The 19212-nt window shown below is 41.8% G+C and carries 16 protein-coding genes and 3 tRNA genes; 9 read left to right on the top strand and 10 right to left on the bottom strand.

Annotated features, from left to right (window positions below; genetic code table 11):
* Positions 1-717: 717 nt before the first annotated feature.
* Positions 718-1491, top strand: coding sequence for a sulfite exporter TauE/SafE family protein (locus tag JMX50_RS00915; RefSeq protein ID WP_201628090.1), 774 nt, complete (start codon positions 718-720; stop codon positions 1489-1491).
* A gap of 115 nt (positions 1492-1606) precedes the next feature.
* Here JMX50_RS00915 and JMX50_RS00920 read toward each other — a convergent pair whose 3' ends face one another.
* Positions 1607-2332, bottom strand: coding sequence for a GntR family transcriptional regulator (locus tag JMX50_RS00920; protein WP_201628333.1), 726 nt, complete (start codon positions 2330-2332; stop codon positions 1607-1609).
* Between the two features lie 340 nt (positions 2333-2672).
* Here JMX50_RS00920 and JMX50_RS00925 point away from each other — a divergent pair, with 340 nt between their 5' ends.
* From JMX50_RS00925 to JMX50_RS00940, 4 genes are all read left to right on the top strand, one after another.
* Complete coding sequence (locus JMX50_RS00925) at positions 2673-3962, top strand: SLC13 family permease (protein ID WP_201628091.1); 1290 nt, start codon at positions 2673-2675, stop codon at positions 3960-3962.
* A 507-nt stretch (positions 3963-4469) separates the two neighbouring features.
* Positions 4470-5510 (top strand): Bug family tripartite tricarboxylate transporter substrate binding protein, encoded by a 1041-nt coding sequence (locus JMX50_RS00930; RefSeq protein ID WP_201628092.1) that lies wholly within the window; start codon positions 4470-4472, stop codon positions 5508-5510.
* Positions 5511-5626: 116 nt separating this feature from the next.
* Positions 5627-6082 carry a tripartite tricarboxylate transporter TctB family protein gene (locus JMX50_RS00935; protein WP_201628093.1) on the top strand — a complete coding sequence of 152 codons (456 nt, stop codon included), beginning with the start codon at positions 5627-5629 and terminating at the stop codon, positions 6080-6082.
* 5 nt (positions 6083-6087) lie between these two features.
* Positions 6088-7593, top strand: a complete 1506-nt coding sequence (locus JMX50_RS00940) for a tripartite tricarboxylate transporter permease (protein WP_201628094.1) — start codon at positions 6088-6090, stop codon at positions 7591-7593.
* Positions 7594-7858: 265 nt separating this feature from the next.
* Here the strand turns inward: JMX50_RS00940 and JMX50_RS00945 are convergent.
* Positions 7859-7935: transfer RNA gene (locus JMX50_RS00945), tRNA-Val, on the bottom strand.
* A 212-nt stretch (positions 7936-8147) separates the two neighbouring features.
* Between JMX50_RS00945 and JMX50_RS00950 the strand changes: the two genes are divergently transcribed.
* Positions 8148-8900, top strand: a complete 753-nt coding sequence (locus JMX50_RS00950; protein WP_201628095.1) for a type 1 glutamine amidotransferase — start codon at positions 8148-8150, stop codon at positions 8898-8900.
* 34 nt (positions 8901-8934) lie between these two features.
* Here JMX50_RS00950 and JMX50_RS00955 read toward each other — a convergent pair whose 3' ends face one another.
* The 5 genes from JMX50_RS00955 to JMX50_RS00975 all read right to left on the bottom strand — a co-directional run bounded on the left by JMX50_RS00955 (position 8935) and on the right by JMX50_RS00975 (position 13222).
* Complete coding sequence (locus JMX50_RS00955) at positions 8935-9771, bottom strand: sterol desaturase family protein (protein WP_201628096.1); 837 nt, start codon at positions 9769-9771, stop codon at positions 8935-8937.
* Positions 9772-9888: 117 nt separating this feature from the next.
* Positions 9889-10833, bottom strand: coding sequence for a DMT family transporter (locus JMX50_RS00960; protein WP_201628097.1), 945 nt, complete (start codon positions 10831-10833; stop codon positions 9889-9891).
* Between the two features lie 95 nt (positions 10834-10928).
* Positions 10929-12131, bottom strand: a complete 1203-nt coding sequence (locus JMX50_RS00965) for a saccharopine dehydrogenase family protein (protein ID WP_201628098.1) — start codon at positions 12129-12131, stop codon at positions 10929-10931.
* A gap of 83 nt (positions 12132-12214) precedes the next feature.
* Positions 12215-12703 (bottom strand): M48 family metallopeptidase, encoded by a 489-nt coding sequence (locus JMX50_RS00970; protein WP_201628099.1) that lies wholly within the window; start codon positions 12701-12703, stop codon positions 12215-12217.
* Positions 12704-12877: 174 nt separating this feature from the next.
* Entirely contained in the window at positions 12878-13222 is a 345-nt protein-coding gene (locus JMX50_RS00975; protein WP_271134609.1) for a DMT family transporter, read from the bottom strand.
* A 572-nt stretch (positions 13223-13794) separates the two neighbouring features.
* Here JMX50_RS00975 and JMX50_RS00980 point away from each other — a divergent pair.
* From JMX50_RS00980 to JMX50_RS00990, 3 genes are all read left to right on the top strand, one after another.
* Positions 13795-13870: transfer RNA gene (locus JMX50_RS00980), tRNA-Asn, on the top strand.
* A 208-nt stretch (positions 13871-14078) separates the two neighbouring features.
* Positions 14079-14414 (top strand): CopG family transcriptional regulator, encoded by a 336-nt coding sequence (locus tag JMX50_RS00985; protein WP_201565211.1) that lies wholly within the window; start codon positions 14079-14081, stop codon positions 14412-14414.
* 237 nt (positions 14415-14651) lie between these two features.
* Positions 14652-15422, top strand: coding sequence for a hypothetical protein (locus tag JMX50_RS00990; protein WP_227670845.1), 771 nt, complete (start codon positions 14652-14654; stop codon positions 15420-15422).
* 78 nt (positions 15423-15500) lie between these two features.
* Here the strand turns inward: JMX50_RS00990 and JMX50_RS00995 are convergent.
* From JMX50_RS00995 to JMX50_RS01005, 3 genes are all read right to left on the bottom strand, one after another.
* Positions 15501-15591, bottom strand: a tRNA-Ser gene (locus tag JMX50_RS00995).
* A 136-nt stretch (positions 15592-15727) separates the two neighbouring features.
* Positions 15728-16900: a type I glyceraldehyde-3-phosphate dehydrogenase gene (locus JMX50_RS01000; RefSeq protein WP_201628335.1), complete on the bottom strand. Its 1173-nt coding sequence runs from the start codon at positions 16898-16900 to the stop codon at positions 15728-15730.
* Positions 16901-17061: 161 nt separating this feature from the next.
* The gene (locus JMX50_RS01005; RefSeq protein WP_201628100.1) at positions 17062-18993 is read right to left on the bottom strand and encodes an AAA family ATPase; all 1932 of its coding nucleotides are present in this window, start codon (positions 18991-18993) and stop codon (positions 17062-17064) included.
* Positions 18994-19212 lie beyond the last annotated feature (219 nt).

Raw genomic sequence — 19212 nt, forward strand, 5'->3', positions numbered from 1 at the left:
CTCGAGAAACCACTAACTTTTATCCCATTAGTACGAGCTCTATTCATAGTTGGTAGCAAAACATAATTCCTAAAAATACAAGATATAAAAGCCTTCCAATTATTGAGAAAATAGGAAGCATATTACCCATATTAATCAGTATCCCAATTACATTGAGTGGCAATGGTAAAACTAAAAATACTGTCATTAAACCACTGTGTAGGAGCATTACACATTTATTTGATTGGCATGTTGTTGACACTAGAATCGAATCTAGACGTTGAAGTGCAATTGAATACAGTAATTCTATAGATAGTTAGAACATCTGAAATTGAAGGTTAAACATTAAATAAGAATCAAGCACCTTTTTGACGCCTATCATTTTGAACTGAATGACTATCGTATGCCTGCATATTTATAATGATACTTATAAGATGATCAATAATACCTATGCAAAAGCATTTAATGACAAGGCTTAATACACGGTAAAAAATATTACCTCACTGTTTGCATTATTGCGTTATGATTTTGCTATCACTACTTTACCAAAACTTTCTTTTTTTCTAATAAACGGGAACTGACCTGAATAGGATTACTCGATCCTTTTTTAAACAGACAGATCGGTACATTCAAACTGGCGAATAAAACTATCTCCCGCCAGCCCAAGCTTTTTATAAGCTATGCATTGATTATGTGAAAAATAATTACTTGGTGTAATTCCTAGAATAGGATTTCATAGTGCCCATTGCTTTAGATCTATTGCAACACATCCCAAATTGGCATTTAGTAGGCCTATTTGTCGCTGGCATGGTAGCTTTTATCATCTCTACTTTATCGGGTGGTGGCGGTGCCATGTTGCTGATACCAGTTACCTCTTCAATGATAGGGACAGCAGTTGCGCCGCCTGTCATTAATTTGGCTACCCTCATTAGTAACGCCTCGCGGCTTTATTTATTCTGGAATGCTATTGATTGGTCATTGACCAAATACTATGTACCAAGTGCCATCGTAGGAGCGTGGCTGGCAGCATTGGTCTTTAGTCGTTTAGATGCAGGCTGGATTCAGTTATTGGTTGGCCTATTTTTAGTCTCTACTATATTCCAATATAAATTTGGCAAAGTAGATAAAACCTTTGATATGCCAAAAGTAGGCTTTATACCTTTGGGCTTTATAATTGCTTTTATGAGCACATTGGTGGGTGGTCTTGGCCCTATCCTTAACCCTTTCTATATGAATGCTGGATTAGAAAAAGAAAGACTTATTGCCACCAAGACCGCTAATTCTTTTTTTGTAGGTATCGTACAAATCGGCAGCTACACTTTTTTTGGCGTATTCACTGCCAAGCTTTGGGTGTATGGTCTCGTGTTAGGACTAGGTGCGGTAGTTGGTAATATTATTGGCAAACGCTTTTTGGCGGGAATGAGTATTAGTCAGTTTAGGGTAATGCTACTCATGCTAATGGTAATCAGTGGTCTAATAATGATAATAAGAAACATCAATGTGCTGTTCTAATAAATAATCTAAACTTGGGATAAGCCTCTTCATCAGCTATGTGTTAGCCCTTAACTTAGTACTGTCTATCTTATATTTTGTATCGTTTAGCTTAACTTATGACACACCATAACTATTAAATAATATTAATTTCATAACTGAACTTCTCTGCCAGTCCATATGACTCTCTATACTCGATAGCATTACCCTCTAAGTTCTTAGCAATGCGGCATACTTTAACTAAGTTTTCTTGCTTAGTATTGCCCAGATACTCGTCGCTGTGATCGGTTATAAAATACAACGTCTCTACAGCAGACGACACAAACTGACCGCACTTTGTATAGTAAAACGGATAGAGAAGATTGTCGAAATCTTCAGGGTTTAGGGTTGCAAAGGCTTTAAAGCGACTCTTAGGCAGCCAAATCTTTTCACTCAATAAGACTTTGTCTTCAACCGTACGCATACGTTCTATATAAATTAGCGCTTTGTTTTTATCTATATTTAGTTTTTTATTAACATCCTCAATACCATCTATGACCATGACTTTTTTGACTATACCCGTCGGTGTGACATAGCGAGCATCTTTATCACGAAACTTAAAAAACCTTAATAATGAACTTGCAAAATCTGGACGCTTTAAAAAAGTGCCTTTGCCTTGCTGCTTTATTAACACCCCATCTTCTACCAGTTTTTCGACAGCTTTACGGACAGTTCCTACAGATACTTCATACTTATCTGCAAATTCCTGCTCCGTGGGTAGGGGCGTGTTTTCATCCCATTTACTCTCTGTCAGTAACGTCTGTATGTGCCATCGCACTTGCTCATAGCGTGGCATTTTAAAATCATTGAAATTATTTAGCATTTTTTTCACCACAGTGGAAAGGTTTTTATTAATTGTCTTAATCTCGTCAAGCACTGATATTGCCGTAAAACTACGTTATCCCCGATCAACTTCTCTTAAGTTTTCAGCGCGTTCGATATGTATGATACTAATGTTAAAGCACTATTATATTTTTATGATTAATCTTATCTAATAAAAGTTGGCTTTTTTGCTATGATTCTACTCCATTAGATGCGCCTTTAAGGCTTGGACAGTTTTCTTATCTGGAAAGCTCTTAGTCATTATTATCGTCATGCTCTTCAATCTATAAATATTGATATGATTTTTATAGAATTCATACAGTTAAAGTCAGGGAGTAGTTGTGACTCTTTATATTCTAGCCGCCATCGTGATATGTATCATTTTAGGTTATACCACTAAGATTAATATTGGCCTATTTGCTATTGCATTTTCATATCTGATCGGTTGTTTCGGTATGGGGATGAAGGCACATGAAATTGTCGAGCTATGGCCTCTCAAAATTTTCTTTGTTATTTTTGCCGTGACTCTTTTTTATAACTTTCCTCTAGCTAATGGTGCTTTAGAAAAGCTATCTAATCATTTAATCTACAAGTGCCGTCACTTTCCCGCATTCTTACCTTTAGTTATTTTCTTAGTGGCCACGATTATTGCAGGCTTAGGGGCAGGTTATTATACGGTCTTAGCCACGATGGCACCGATGATCCTGCTGTTATCGAAACGCACTAACTTGAATCTTGTTATCGCTACCTTATCGGTGAACTATGGTGCCTTAGCTGGTGCTAACTTTATCACCTCACAAAGCGGTGTTATCTTTAGAGAGCTCATGCGCGGCGCAGGCGTCGCAAATGATAATACCTTTACTTATGTGTTCGGGATCTTCGCTGTTACTTTTTTAATGCCTGTGATTGTATTGGGTGCTTATAGCTTGATCAACGCCAAAAGCAGCAAAATCGCGATTCAAGCGACCGTACCAGAACCCTTTGATAGTAAGCAAAAACAATCTCTTATACTGATTTTTATTATGATGACTATTGTACTTATTGTGCCCATTTTAAATCTACTCATGCCACAAGTATCAGCGGTTCAATTTTTGAACGCTCGGATTGATATTGGTTTTATCGCCATATTTTTCGCCTTAATTAGCTTGTTTCTGAAGCTAGGCGATGAAAAAGCAGTGATAGCTTTAATACCTTGGAATACCCTCATTATGATTTGTGGTGTTGGTATGTTAATCAGCCTCGGAGTGGAAATAGGCGTTATTTACGAGCTAACAGAATGGCTAAGTACCAATGTACCGATCTGGACGATACCGATTTTAGTCTTTGTTATCAGCGCCATTATGTCAATATTTGCTAGTACACTTGGGGTAGTCGCCCCTACTTTATTTCCTATGGTGCTGCCCCTAGCCGTTGCTTCTGGACTAAGCCCTTTATTACTATTCACCTGTATTATTGTGGGCGCACAAAGCTCATCACTGTCCCCTTTCTCATCAGGAGGTAGTTTAATGTTAGGCGCTTCTCAAGTCGTTATAAACAAAGACAAGCTTTTTAATGCGCTATTATTCAAGGCTGTGCCCTTAGATATTGGTATTGGAATACTCGCAATTCTAATTATCCAGTTCATTTTTTAACGGCTCATAAGTAAAATATACCGTGGTTTTTTAATATTTTTTACACCTGCTTGCTATAGTTTAATCCCAAAACATCTATTCTTCCCACTAATTATACAACCTCTTAAATCGTTGACACAGCCTCGTAATGGTAGTGACATCAAGGTAATTTTTATTACGTCTCAATAATCCTCTTTATTATCAAATTACCCTATCTATTTGTTTTGAATAACTTAAATACCTTCTCTCAAAGGTATTAATGTAATTCCTTTGCCCTTCATCTAGCTATAAAAAGAGAGCCTATGACGGCTTTAATTTAATATATTACTATAAAATTCATATATACATACATATGTTTCTTGTCATTTACAAAATATTCTGTTACTTTTACACAGTGACAAAAACACATATTGTAACGAAGTCTAGTCACTCCGTTAATCTGATCGTAACTTTAAGTTTTAATGATTTATTATTTTGATCAGAACCCCATTGAATTTTTATCGTGAAAATACACACAAGGAGTGTCGTGTGAAAAAACTATCCTATCTGGCTCTTGGCCTATCTATCCTATCTTTGACTGCCTGTAATAATGCAAATGAAACTACAAGTACAGATGCAGCCGCGACAGATGGCTCAAGTGAGCTGACCGCACCTTCACGTCCGGAATGTATTGCACCTGCCAAACCAGGCGGCGGTTTTGACTTGACTTGTAAGCTTGCCCAAGCTGGCTTAAGAGATACTGGTATTTTAAAAGATCCTATGCGCGTTACTTACATGCCAGGTGGTGTCGGTGCTGTTGCTTATAACAAAATCGTTGCCAATGATCGTGACAATGGAGATGCCATTATTGCCTTCTCTACCGGCTCTATTCTTAATCTATCACAAGGTAAATTTGGCAAATTCACTGAAAAAGACGTGAAATGGTTAGCTGGTGTTGGTACTGATTATGGCGCTGTAGCAGTCAATGCTGACTCACCAATCAAAGATTTAGCAGGATTAGTTGCCGAGCTCAAGAAAAACCCTAAAGCTATCAGTTTTGGCGCTGGTGGTAGTGTTGGTGGTCAAGATTGGATGCAAACCGCTATCTTAGCCAAGGCAGTTGGTGTCAACCCTAACGACATGACGTATGTAGCGATGGAAGGTGGTGGTGAAGCCATTACAGCGGTAATGGGCAACCATATCACAGCTGTTAGTGCTGGTATTGCTGAAATTATGCCACAAGCCTCTGCGGGTAAGTTACGCGTATTAGCAGTATTTGCAGATGAAAGACTGGGCGGCACCATGGCTGATATCCCTACTGCCAAAGAGCAAGGTTACAATGTGACTTGGCCCGTCGTTCGTGGTTACTATATGGGTCCAGATGTTAGTCCTAGTGCTTATAACTGGTGGAAAGATGCTTTCGATAAAATGCTTGCTGATCCGAAATTCGCTGAAATACGTGAGCAGCAAGAATTACTACCATTCTCTATGACTGGCGATGAGCTAGAAGCCTATGTCTATAAGCGTACTGGTGAGCTACGTGAGTTATCAGCTGAGTATGGTCTTGTTGAAGCAGCCCCAACCAAATAATTACGTTGAGATTTAACAACTTTTAGTAATTGAATATCAAATGTTTTGGTATTTTCAAAGGCTGGCAGGATTTCTATCTGTCAGCCTTTTGCCCCAAAATTCAAGGGATGCTCCTTATGACAATGGAACGTTTGTTTTCCGGGCTGATGGCACTGGTCAGCTTATTTTTGATCTACCTAGCTATCGGCTATGTTGCGCCGATTGCCTATGACCCAATTGGTCCTCGTCCTTACCCTATTTTAATCTTTTCATTGCTGACATTTGGCGCTTTAGTCGTCGCTTTTCGTCCAGCACGCTTTACTAAACCTATTGAACTGGGACTTACTAAACCGATCATCAGAAATTTAGTGCTTTGTGCACTCGCTTTATTAGTCTATGGTGTCATTTTTGAATTATTGGGCTTTATTCTTGCCACTATTCTGATGTCTTTTGCACTAGGTCTACTGTTTGCAGGTAATCCCCTAAAAAGCTTTATCTTTTCAGTATTAATTAGTATTGGCCTATATGTCTTATTTGACATATTTTTGGATGTCAAATTACCACTCGGATTGTTGTCAGGGATAATAGGATAGCCAATATGGATACTTTTGATTTTTTGATGCATGGCTTTGCTGTTGCATCTACCCCAAAAAACTTACTTCTTGCACTAATCGGGGCTTTTTTGGGCACGATTGTAGGTATGTTGCCCGGTCTTGGTCCGATCAACGGTGTGGCGATATTACTGCCTTTTGCCTTTGCACTTGGTTTACCACCAGAGAGCGCGCTGATTCTGCTTGCAGCCGTTTATCTTGGATGTGAATACGGTGGCCGTATTTCTGCCATTCTTATTAACGTACCCGGTGATGCCGGCGCCATCATGACGACTTTGGATGGTTATCCACTAGCAAAACAAGGCAAGGCTGGTATTGCATTGTCCTTATCTGCTGTCAGCTCTTTCGTTGGTGCCACTATCGCGACAATTGGCGTGGTGCTATTTGCGCCGTTATTAGCCAAATGGGCAATCTCATTTGGACCCGCTGAATACTTTGTATTGATGGTATTTGCCATCACATGTTTAAGTGGTCTAGTAGGTGATCAACCAGTTAAAACGGGTATTGCCGCTTTGATTGGTCTTGGTCTAGCAACTGTTGGGGTTGATGCCGTTACTGGTATTTACCGCTTTACCTTTGATTCTGTCAACCTGTCTGATGGCATTCAATTTACTACCATTGTGATTGGTTTCTTTAGTGTAAGTGAAATTTTAATCTTGCTCGAAAAAACCACGACGGGTCACAAGGTTATTGAACAAGGTAAGCGTAGTCTTTTAAACTTTAAAGAGTTTACTTTCGCTTTTGGATCCATGCTACGCAGTGGTCTAATGGGCTTTGTCGTTGGTATTCTACCAGGTGCTGGCGCCACTATTGCTAGTGCCATGACTTATGCCAGTGAACGTAAAATCGCTGGTGATACAGGTACTTTTGGTGACGGCGATCTTCGTGGTGTTGCTTCACCAGAAGCGGCAAATAATGCTTCAGCTTGTGGCTCATTTGTGCCAATGTTGACGTTAGGTGTGCCGGGTTCTGGTACGACAGCGGTCATGATGGGTGCATTGACACTATATAACATCACACCGGGTCCGCAGTTATTTACTGAGCAGCCTGATATCGTCTGGGGTCTGATTGCTTCATTATTTATCTGTAACGTGATTTTGCTAATCATGAACATCCCTTTAGTGGGATTATTTGCAAAACTGCTTGATGTGCCGAACTACATCCTGATACCTGCCATTGCAGCGGTCAGTTTCGTTGGGGTATATTCTATCCATAGCACGACCTTTGACTTGGTATTCATGGTAGCGCTTGGTGTTTTCGGTTACTTCTTACGCAAATTAAACTTCCCATTATCAGCGCTTATTTTAGGCTATGTACTGGGTGAGCTGATGGAGTCCAATTTAAGACGTGCGCTATCTATTTCTCAAGGTGAACTGAGTATTCTGTGGAGTAGCCCTATTACAGTAGTATTATGGTTATTGGCTATTTTAATGGTATTCATGCCAGTTATACGCAGTGTGTATCGTAGACGTTATAAGAAGTCTGCCGTTTAAATTTCAGCTACTCTCAAAATATTTTTTCTATGGTGATTGTGCTCTATGTATGATCACCATTTTTTTTATAATATGTCACTGCATATCGTGTGATTATCACATGCATAACATAGCCAATGCATTAGTCACCGCCCCCTTTTTGAGTCATTGAGAGCTGATTAAATAATTGTTTTTATAGAATGCGGCGAGCAGATATTTTCCAATGCACCCCTTATAAAACAGCCATAAAAAAAGCCCCAATCATAAAGATTGGGGCTTTCGAATCTGGTAGGCGTAACTAGATTCGAACTAGCGACCTCTACCATGTCAAGGTAGCGCTCTAACCAACTGAGCTATACGCCTATTTAGGTCATGCATTTTAGCAAGTTTTTAAAACTTTGCAAGCCTTTTCTATCACAATATTGACTTATTATGAGAATACCTATTTTTAAGCTTTATAATGAAGCACTTAAGAAAATACGACGTTTCTAAATAGTTTCCGCTATCTAAGATAGCTCATACCTTGTAGACTTTTAATACAACCGAAAACGCAACTTACTAATAAAGGCCATCACATGACCCTACGCATTCATGCCTTATTTCATACAGATTACGAAGACCTCAGCTTTATTAAGCACTGGGCAGTTAATCATCAGCACAGCATTACCTACACGCGCTCTTATAATAAAGACGCCTTGCCAGTGCTCACCAGTTTTGATTGGTTAATCATAATGGGCGGGCCGATGAGCGTCCATGATGAGGACGACCATCCTTGGTTAAAAGAGGAAAAACGTCTGATTAAGCAAAGTATGGATAGCGGAAAAACAGTAATCGGTGTGTGTTTGGGTGCGCAGCTTATTGCGCATTGTTTGGGGGCGAGCGTAGAGCCAGCGGGCGTAAAAGAAATCGGTTGGCTACCTATTCAGTTGACCACAGACGCTCAAGCGCATCCTTTATTACAGGACTTACCAAAGCAGCCCTTTACCGTTTTTCATTGGCATGGCGATGGATTTGAATATCCACAAGGAGCGATTCCGTTAGCGACATCAGCAGCATGGCCCAATCAAGGCTTCCTTTATCAAACGCCGCAGCATAAAGCGCTCGGTACTTGGGTGATGGCTTGGCAGTGTCATTTTGAAGTGACCGAAGAAAGTATCGTTAAAATGGTGGAAAATGGCAACCATGCTATTCAAAAAGGGCTGGTCGACTATCCTAAAACGGTACAATCAGCGGCTGAAATAATAGCGCTTGGCGATAAATATATCGCCGATAACAACGCGCGCTTAGCAGCCATGCTCAATCGCATAGCAAAGACTACTGACATTTAAACCTAACCTTTCAATCCTAAAAAAACTTAAAGGTTTAGCTGCTTTTGCGCTTTTTAGCCGCAAGTTCACTTTGCTCAATTTCTAGCGGCGTTAAACCATTTTTCTTACCTTTAAGATAACTAAGATAAGCGGGAATATGAGTTTTGCCCAAGTATTTATCGAGGTAAGGTAAAAACCCTGCATAATTGCCTTTAAATTTGGCATGATGAAAGTCATGATAGACAGGGCCTTCGTACACAGGTAATAAATGCGCGGGATTCCACGGAATATCGTAGCCAATATGCCCATCAGCACCTTCGATTTGACGTAGAATCACCCACATCCATACCACATAGATGTGCGCCCCTAAAATGATTGGACCTACTAACGTCAGCGACGCCGTCAATGAATACTCGACCCAGTGCATATAATTGCCATTGATACCGCAGGTATTACGAATGCGGTGGTGCACACTGTGGATGTTTCTTAGCAGCCACTTATTTTCGTGCATATAACGGTGCATACAATAGTATAAAAAGTCATCGAGCAGCACGAAAAAAATCAACTGGGCGATGATAATATACCAAACCGGCATCTCACCATGATGCACGCCGGTCAGCTTTAACAGCGGCCAAGCCAGCACCAATAGCGCAGCTAAAATAATATTATTAATAATGATGCGGCCGATAGACGGTAATAAAAACTGTTTCATCTCAAACGGTTTTTGTTGAATTTTATATTTACGCAAGGATACCGGATCGCGCCAAGCAACTATCGTCCATGGAATGGCAACTGCTAGAAAGGCGGTCGTACTAATAGCAAGGGTCGCCATGGGGAACTGCCAAAACCAAGGGTCGTTATAAAACCCTTGCCAATACGAAAACACATCCATATGTCACCTATTGAACATTACGTTTGCAGATAAAAAACTTTGAAAGCAAATGAAGATATTAAGAACCTTTATAAGTGCTTAATAATACCAACATAAGTTAATTAATATATCATTATCTTAGCGCTTATCTGCTATAGATGTCGCCATTTTTACGCCGCCATAGGTGACTAATACGACACCCAGCGCTATCAATGACGCACCCAAAAACAGCCCTTCTGGCGGACTTTCCCCCTGTAAAAATATAGCGACAGGCACACCGACGACCGCCCCGACCGAGCCTAATAAGCTTAGTAATACTGGGCCGCCCGTTTTTTGCAGTAAAAATAACAGTAAAAACTGACCAGCGAAAACGAACGCCTGCACCGCAATCAATCCTAACGGCAACATCTCTGTCATCGGCACCGCTAGTGAAAAGTGCGGCATAAGACTGACTAAACCAAGTAACACAGAGGCTGCTATCAGCATACCGGGTACAAGTGCGCTTGGAGACAGATTATCTGGCCAGTATAAGCTGCGATAAATATTGCCAATCGCCAATAACACCGGCCCGCAAAGCGCAAGCCCGATCCAAAACACACTGGCATCGGGCGCAGCAAATTTACGTGCCGCGAGCACCCCTGCTCCGGCAAGTGCAGCGACCACGCCAAGTGCACGCAGCTTAGTGAAGCGCTCTATTTTTAAGATGATTGCGGCCAGATAAGTTAGGAGCGGCGGCAGAGAGATAATCAACGCGACAAAACCTGCGCCGACATGCGGAATAGCAGAGAAGAAAATGAGATTGGAGCCTGCCACACTCACTAACGCAGCCACTAGATAATAGCTCAGGGTTGGTTTGCTTAACGGCGGCAGTTCATGGCGAAAAAGCGCATAACTGAATAAAATCAACGCCGCGCCAGTGATAGACCAAAACAGAAATGCCAGCGGCGTCAGACCGACCTCGCCTGCAAATTTCGCCAAATTGGTCGAAATACCGGTTAATCCACCACCAACGATAAGACACAGCACAGGAATGAGCCACGCTTTTTTACCTTTAGCCATACCTTGCTGCGCTGATCCACTCATAGGCTACCTTAATCTTAAAACGGCTATTATATTAGGTCCAGTTCTACTTATGAAATTTAACCTTATTAGGCTTTGTTGATGCGCTCTAGAAAATTTTAATCTGAGGTAAGGACTGTTAAACCGGAACCTTGTGGTCCACAAAAAGTATCGAATAAAGCAAAGAACACATCGGGATCAATGATTTCTTCTGGCGCAAAGACACCGCTTTGCTTTAAATGACCTTGATGTAGCAGTGGTAAAAATAGCGCTTGCGGGATTCCAGTGACCGTTGCCATTCCACCTGCAGGCGTATTGCGAATAAAAGCACCAGCGCTGGCAGGTTGACCATTTTTGCGTCCTTGCGCATAGGCTACTAAGCCTGGAATCTCTTTTTCCTCGCTTTCGGCTAAATGGGTTTGGCGTGCTTTGCGACTATCTTTATCAGTCAATAACCGTGCTGCATCCTCAACAGCCATTTGCCCCGCCGCTACTGCCGACGCAATTTGGCGCAGATTATCAACGATATCATCGATACCAAGCATACCGTTATAGCAGTTTTTTAGCCGTGGAAAGCGCCTATTTAAAGTGACCGCTTCAGGATGTCCGAGTGACCACACATCAAGCTCACCAAGCCTTGGGAAGTCGATTTTTGAATGGGCTAATGGTTTCTTATCGACCATCCTTCCAGCTGCTAACACGCGGATATCTTCAGATAAGCAATGTATAAGATGTACTGCCGCTGCGTCAACTTGACCCTCATTGGCCGGCCGACTAAATCCATCATCGGCATTCACAGCGCCCGATAGCTTCCATGCCGACACGATAGTATCCACTTCATCCAACGCCGTTGCCGCTTTCACACACAGTAAATTAGAAATACCGGGGCTCGCACCTAAACCAATCACGGCGGTGACATTATTTTGTTTTGCACGCGCATTTAACTTAAGCATCTCGACGGTCGGTTGCCAATCATCGCAAATGTCACAGTAGTGCTTACCTTCCTCTATCGCCGCCGTTAAAATCGGTACACCAAAGCGAAAAAAAGGCCCTGCTGAATTTAGTACCACATCGACGTCGCGAATCGCTTGGCGTAGGCTATTGTTATCTGTTACGTCCAAGTAAAGCGCGCGGACAGGTTTTTTAAGAGCTTCTGTATTTCCTCTATTTAGCGATTTGCTATTTAACTCGGCAACAAAACGCTCCGCCAGCTCACTGTCAATACCAGCGACGATAATCTCGCTAACAAAATCAAAGCTCATCGCCGCACGCACCGCAGCGCGCCCCATGCCGCCACTACCACCTATGGCCAATACTTTCATAAAAACGTCCTTGTTCAGTTTTACATTTACTAAAAATCGGCTTAAACAAAATTCAGCTAACTATTGCTTAGCACCAAGATAGATTAGCGTTCGCGCCAATGCAACCATAAACGGGTATCGAGCTCATACTGATGATAATCCGGTTCCATATGGCAGCAGAGCTGATAAAAAGCCTTGTTATGCTCTTGCTCCTTAAAATGTGCCAGCTCATGTACGACAATCATACGCAAAAACTCAGGCGGCGCTTCCTTAAATAGGCTGGCTACTGTAATGCTATTATGTGATTTTAGCTTACTGCCTTGCACGCGCGATTGATAGGTATGAATGCCAAGCGCATGCTTAAGCACGGCAAGTTTACTATTATAAGTCACTTGCGACAGCGGGCTGCTTTTGCGCATATATTGGTTTTTGATCTCATTGATATATTGATATAGCGCTTTATCGCTTTGTATTTGATGGCGATTGGGATAATTTTTATCCAAATAATCGCCCAATCTGCCCGTGCTAATCAGCGTCGCCGCTTGGCTTTGAATCTGCTCAGAATAATGAGCGATATATTTTAATGTGGTCAATATGGTCACCGTTTTTATCTTTGACGTTTTATCTTTAGCGTTGTGCGATAGGCATTTTTTATTCTAGACTTGCTCTAAACATACTTTATATTAGCCATGCACCTTCTACCAATATATCAATGTAACGCTTCATGGCTAAAAACTCATGATTGCTGGTAAATAATTAATAGCTGCTTAATGCGCCACTGAATTAGACAGCAAGTTCATCACCACGACACCGCCTACAATCATCGCAATACCAATCACAGCAGCAGTATCAAGCGTTTGCTTAAAGAAGAACAGCCCTACCAAAGAAGTCAGCACGATACCGAGCCCGCCCCATAACGCATAAGCAATACCGATAGGGATGGTTTTTATGGTTTGGGTTAATAAGTAGAACGAAATCGCATAAAGCACCGCCATAATCAGCGTGGGTATAAAGCGCGTAAACTGCTCTGATTTGACTAAAAAAGTAGTGCCAATCACTTCACAAACAATAGCGATGGCAAGGTAACCGTAAGCAATCATGGTTGGACTCATATTTTAGGCACCTATATTGGTTAGAACGTGGTTTTTTAGGAAGTGAGTGGTTAGAAAAAAACTGGTTAGAAAATAATTGTTTAGAAAGTGCTGGGTTAAAACGTGTCGCATGGTCGCGGATAAAGTTAAAAAGCTTTAAAGTAAAGCAAATTACAGCCAAAACGCTAAAGAAACGCTCGGGTGGCTATTTTATAGGTTTATAGCAGCGCTTGAAATAGAGATTTGAAGGTTTACAGTAATGCAGGCTTTTACTTTACTTTCAAATAGATAGTCTAATTAATCTGACTAATAAAGTGAAATTCATAACCTTTCTTGCAAGTCAGTTTTATATATAGGTTCGATAGACTGTATCAGGGTCATTTATTAAAACAGTCAATAATTCAGCCACTTTAAAAGCAAAAAAGCTCAATTTCATACGGATTGCAATTATATTTATAATTAATCGCCTAATAAGGTTGACAGCCCATAACTACTTGGCTAAAATGTGCCCCACATAACGCAAACAAGATAAGCAATCGCACCTACCAAAGCCTTTGTAAAACTTGTGTTAGTAACCGTTATAAACAACTTATTCTCCAATAGCTCAGTTGGTAGAGCAACGGACTGTTAATCCGTGTGTCCCTGGTTCGAGCCCAGGTTGGAGAGCCATATTTGAAAAGACCTTCATCACTTATTTGATGGAGGTTTTTTTATGCTCGCCGATTTTAGCTGCTAATCGCATCAGCATAAGCCCGCACAATATTAATACAGCGACAGTGTTCTTTTAGCAACTTTTGTTGTATGGTAAGGTTAGCAGTGACTGAGTCAGTTTTTGTCTGAGTGCTTTACTCCTACTCACTAAAAGTAATGGTTTATTATGATACCTGTACGTGTAAAAAATAAATTCTCTGACTATCCGCAAAAAATCATGCGCCCGGTCAGTATTCGTTTGTCTGAAGAAATGATTTCGCTATTAGAAGCCACATCAAAAGAGTTGGGTTTTAAGCGTATTCAAGGACTTATTCGCCTTTATATTCGTCAAGGTCTTGATCGCGATCATCAAGATTATACCCTAGCCCATGATGAAGTCTTTATCGAAAGTTTGCGTAAGCGCGGCGTCAGCCAACGCATCATTGATGAGGCGATTGTGGTGACTCATAATAACAATATCACCCATCCGCTGTCTGAGCTGCAAGATAAAGATAAAAAATAACGCCAGCCGTGAGCTAATAATACATACCAAATAAGAAGACTAAGTTTGCTTAATAGCGCTTAGTCTTTTTTTTGCTACTTAATTTGTCACTTAACTTGTCAATTAAAACAAGCCCTCCTCGATAAATCTAATAACGTCAAATGGCTATTAGCGATAAATAAACATACAAAATTATCATAGGCGCTATATTAGTATAAGAGTCATTACCATTTATATGGGTTGAGAAGGAGGCATAAGATGATTAGTTCATATAAACCTGTAAGCAGTGCACGCCATGTAGGTCATGCAAGCTATGTAAGAAAGGCCATATTATTGGCATTTACCTTGGCGATGCTGCCTGTTATTAATGGCTGCTCACAGCCGCCCGCCGATCCCAGTAAGCAGACCATACCGACCAACTCTGACCAGTGGCAAAAAAAGCTGGGCGACACCTTTGAGCGTTTGCCTGAAGATGATAGGCAGCTGCTAAGCCGCTATATGCTGCGTATGAAGCTCAGTGGTGCTTATGAATCTGGGGCGATGCCTCGTATCACCATTAAGCAAGCACTCGTCCAACAGCGTGAATATGAGCGCCTGCATCCAAATAACCCAACTGGTAAGAAAAGCCCGATTGTGACCAGTCCGCAAGTCGGTACTGCCAAAGCGCAAAACTACCCTGTTGCCTTACTGCCAGTTAAGACCAGTGATAGCGATAGCTTAAACCAAGTGAAGTTACAGTTTATGCTCTCAAACCACGGCAAGGTGGCGATTAAAAGCTTTAAAGGTAAGCTCACCATGAAAGAGAAGCATTTAACCAAAAGTAAAACCTTTAATGTGCCGTTAACGCAGCTCAAACCACCAATCGAGCCGGAGCAATCTGGCAAAATAATTATTGAAAGCAGCATTGAAGACATCAATGTCATGCGGGCGATTAAAAATAATACAGGGATAAGCATCGAAATTAGCAAAGGTAAGCTGGTATTAGTGGATGGGCAGGAAATTGAGTTTGATGAATTGCTAGAAAAATAAGACGATATTTATAAGACTTGTAAAAATATCGCATAAAAAAAGCCCCAATCAGTAATGGATTGGGGCTTTTTTCGAATTTGGCGGAGACGGAGAGATTCGAACTCTCGAAGGGCTATGAACCCTTGTCGGTTTTCAAGACCGGTGCATTCAACCGCTCTGCCACGTCTCCATTGGTGCATCATTATATAGATATCATTAGATAATGCAAGCGGTTCATATTAAAAAAATGAAATTAATTTGCAGCTGGTTTTAAATCAATGACTTACCGTTTGCTCGCAACTATTTATTCAGCTCTTTAGCTTAAACTATTTACTTGAAGCTAAGTGCAAGCACATATCAAGCAGCCTATTGGCATAGCCCCATTCGTTATCATACCACGCAAAAACCTTATACTGGTCGCCTACGTGCATAAGCTGTTGCCCATCAATAATCAGTGACTCCGTTTGATGAATAAAATCACTTGAGACCAATGGCTCATCGGTATAGGCCATGATATCAAGCAAGCAACCTATGCTAGCCGTTTTAAGCACATCACGAATCGCGTCTATACTGACATCTGGGGTATCAAAGACAAAGGTGACATCAATAGCGGCAACATCGATGGTCGGCACTCTGATTGAATGGCCGTTTATTTTGCCGACCATCGCTGGCAATACACGCTCAGTGGCCGCGATACTGCTGGAGGTCGTAGGAATAATATTGTGGCCAGATGCCCGCGCCCGCCTTGGGTCACGATGCGCTTGATCGAGTACGGTCTGATCGGCAGTGACGGCATGAATCTCAGTCATCATCGCTGACTTAACGCCAAATACTTTATCAAGGGTAGCAATCAGCGGCACCAATGCCTGCGTGGTACAAGAAACGCTCGATATAATCGGCAGCTTACGTGTGAGCTCATCAGTATTAACACCCATAACGATACAAGCATCAACATCATCAAAGGGTGCGGCACCGATGATGACTTGCTGCGCGCCCGCTGCTATATGCAACTGCGCTTGCTCATAAGAGCGAAAGTGCCCCGTACACTCTAGCACCACATCGACGCCCAGTTCCTCCCATGGTAGGTTTTTTGGGTCAGGCTCTGAGAGCATCTTAATACAATAGGTTAAATTGTTCTTAGTCAGACACAGCTGAGTGTCTGTATTAACAGTCGTATTGCTATCACCTTTACCAGCATCGACGTCACTCATTACAATATCAGCGCTGACACCCAGTCGGGTTAAGCGACCGTGGGTACTGTCAAATTTTAGCAAATGCAGCAGAATGTCAGCCGGTGCCAAATCATTAATCGCCACCACATGAATGGCACGACCTAATACCTCAAAGCGCTCTAGCAAGGCGCGCAATACATTGCGACCTATGCGACCAAAGCCATTAATAGCGACTCTCAGAGGCTGTGTGTGCTCGCCAGTGGTAGGATATGCGACTACCGCTGGGTCAGACGTCAATTGATAAGTGGCGCTAGAGAAATCAGGCATAACATCAGACATAAACAGGTATCGCTATAAAGGGATATAAAAAATTGAGCGCTGCAAGCTCAATGCTCTCATGAAAAAACCAACATGCTACTATGACCGACTTCTTATCATTGGCTTTTATACAAATGGCTTAACCATGATTGATTGGCTCAGTTGGCTTACTAAGGCGTGATAAAAATCAACGCCAAACGAATGGTGTTGTAATCGATGCTTTGCTTGAGATGGTCAAAGATTGGGCGCAGCTTAATACTGCCATCATCATTAAAGTCATTTGGATTGTTGGCGACTTTAATCGCGACATAAGCATTACCCACTGCCGTCATCACTTCATCGTCTGGGCGCAAATGATCACAAGCAAGGCTTGGGTCTTGAGATTTTAGCTCGCCAATATGACGCATAATGGTCGATTGTGATAGCTGACGCGCTTGCGAAATCTCCGCAATAGATAAGCTTTCTTCTAATAATATTCGGGTGGCGAGCAAGGTACTGTCCGACTTATCTGATACTTGATTGCCAAGTTTTTGTTTTTTGTCTATTTGTGCCTGCTGTTGCTCGCGGCGTTTTTTCTGCAAATTGGCATAAGCATCAATCACTGATTTGTTAAGCGTTCCACCTGACTTTAAGATAAACTTCTCATGTGCTTGCGTCATACTTTCTTCATCAAGCATCGCATAATTGGCATCAGCCTCATCAGACAATGCTAAAAAGCGTTTGTCAGCGCCGCGTGCGAGCGGATCAAGCTGCAAGCTCATGTCATTCATACCGAGCAGTTGTAAACCTGCCAATGACTTTAGCCGTGATAATGCCACATAACCTTGTCCCAGCTCAAAGGTGCGCGATAAATCAATCTCTGCTGCATCAAGGGTCATACCTTGTGATTTATGAATGGTAATTGCCCAAGCCAGACATAAGGGCACTTGCTCGTAGCTTGCCAGCACATCGCCGGTCTCATCTTCGATAATCCATTCTTCCGGCTCAGCGATAACCTCACGACCAGAATTCAGCCTAACCACGGGCATTTTTTGCGTCGTTGGTTTTTTAACTTTTGGTTTCTCTTTATCCTTGGTGGTCTTTTTACCTTTGCCTTTTATACTCTTATCAGTATCACTTTCAATGCTTTCACTATCGTCTTCTATCAAATCATCATTATTGTCTTTATCATCGTTAATTTTTACCGCGGCAAAGCCTATCAGCTCGCCCATGGTGCCGTTAGAGACGCCAAGCTCGGTATTGTTTTTGATAAACATCACCTTAGCCCCGACTTTCAATACCAAATCATCTTGGGTACGGACGGTCTTTTTAAGGGTCTCAACCAGTTTACTATCGCCCGTAGAGGTGGCGGTAAAACGCATCATCTCGCCATCTAATGCGGCAAGTTCTTTATCATTGATACTATTAACGTTGAGATTATGGGTATAGAGACGGGTACGTTTGATATCGACGTTTTGATCAAAGGTGGCCTCTAAAGCAGCAATCGCCTCAAAAGTCACTTCTTGACGGCGAATTTGATTGAGGATATCGTCCAAATCAAGTCCGCCATTCGCCGCTTCGCTCACCTGACGATGTTGCTCAGATAAGTAGCAAATATGGAACTTAGCATCAAGCCATGCTTCAGACATAAAGGCAAACTTTTCACGGTTGGTTTCGCCCTTACTACCAATCGGTGGCAACTGAAAAAAGTCGCCGGCAACGACGACCTGAATACCACCAAACGCTGCATCATTTTTGCGTACGTGCTTAAGCACTTGGCTGACCAAATTAATCTGCTTAGCGTGCAGCATCGATATCTCATCGATAATCAATACCGCAGTATCTTTTAATCTATCTGCCAAAAATTGCTTACGTGATAAATTGCTCAAATCGCGATCAGTCAGCTCATCCTTGATACCAATGCCCGACCAACTATGAATGGTCGTGCCGTTCATGTGCGTGGCGGCAATGCCCGTACTCGCGGTAACAGCCACAGGAACACGGCGCGCGCGCAAATAGTCAATATATTGGTTGAGAGTATAAGTCTTACCTGAACCTGCTGAGCCCGTCAAAAATACATTTTGACCCGTTTTTAAGATATCAAGAGCAGAAGATTGACGCATATATCTAAACCAATTTAGTTAATAGTAATAAGAAAAAGAGCTTAAGCACAAATTATGAGGGAAAAGCTATCCACAATTATAACAGCTACGCCAGTTTTGCGAACCACTTTAACCCGTCAAGCTTACATAACCTAAAGTTATATGATACGAAATATATCATTATAAAAAGTCATTATCGCTCAAAGCCAAAGCTCAGTACGATAGAGTCATAGCTTGGTC

Source organism: Psychrobacter maritimus, assembly GCF_904846345.1.
GTDB classification, from domain to species: Bacteria; Pseudomonadota; Gammaproteobacteria; order Pseudomonadales; family Moraxellaceae; genus Psychrobacter; species Psychrobacter maritimus.